Origin of the sequence: Streptomyces capoamus (assembly GCF_014654935.1) — a bacterium.
GTDB classification, from domain to species: Bacteria; Actinomycetota; Actinomycetes; order Streptomycetales; family Streptomycetaceae; genus Streptomyces; species Streptomyces capoamus.
In genome coordinates this window covers 114,241-115,030 of record NZ_BNBF01000013.1, presented here as the reverse complement: position 1 = coordinate 115,030, position 790 = coordinate 114,241, and the positions used below count along the sequence as shown (strand labels likewise).

The following is a 790-nucleotide window of genomic DNA, read 5'->3' as shown; positions in this document are numbered from 1 at the left end:
CGCGCACAGCGCCGCCCAGGCCCTGGCGGCCGTCGAACGCGGCGGCATCGAGCTGGTGCTCCTCGACCACTACCTGCCCGACCGCACCGGTCTGGAACTCGTGCACCGCATGCGGGAGCAGGGCCACGGCACGGACGTCATCATGATCACGGCGGCCAGTGACGTGACGACCGTCCAGCAGGCGATGCGCCTGGGCGCCCTGCACTACCTGGTCAAGCCGTTCACCTTCGCCGCGCTCCGCACCCGCCTGGACTCCTACGCCGCCCTGCGCCGCACGGTCGACCGGGTGGGCGGCCGGGGCCTGACGGGCCAGGAACAGGTCGACCGGATCTTCGGCGCCCTGCGTACCGCGCCCGCTCCCTCCGCGCCCGGCCTGCCGACCGGACACTCCGAGCCCACGACCGACCTGATCTGCGGCGTCCTGCACCGCGCCGGGCATCCGCTCTCGGCCCACGAGGTGGCCGCCCGGACCGGCCTGAGCCGCTCCACCGCCCAGCGCTACCTCCGCCACCTGGAACAGGCGGGCCGGCTCCGCCTGTCCCTGAAGTACGGCGACACCGGCCGCCCTGAGCACCGGTACGCCTGGGTGACGCCGTAGCGACGGGTGACGCGCGGGCTACACGGCTCCGGCCCCGGTCAGCGAGCGCACCTCGGTCTCCGCGAACTTGCCCTCGTCCGCGACCTTCTCCGAGGTGACCGTGCCCAGCCAGCCGGCCAGGAAGCCCAGCGGGATGGAGACGATGCCCGGGTCGTCCAGCGGGAAGTACTGGAAGTCGACGGCCGGGAACAG

At 73.5% G+C, this 790-nt stretch carries 1 protein-coding gene and 1 pseudogene; one reads left to right on the top strand and one right to left on the bottom strand.

Annotated elements, in window-relative coordinates; genetic code table 11:
- A partial coding sequence (locus tag IE312_RS21210; protein WP_229900244.1) for a response regulator transcription factor occupies positions 1–598 on the top strand: 598 nt, incomplete at its 5' end.
- A gap of 18 nt (positions 599–616) precedes the next feature.
- Here IE312_RS21210 and IE312_RS41170 read toward each other — a convergent pair.
- Positions 617–790, bottom strand: a pseudogene (locus IE312_RS41170) (cation acetate symporter); the annotation flags it as partial.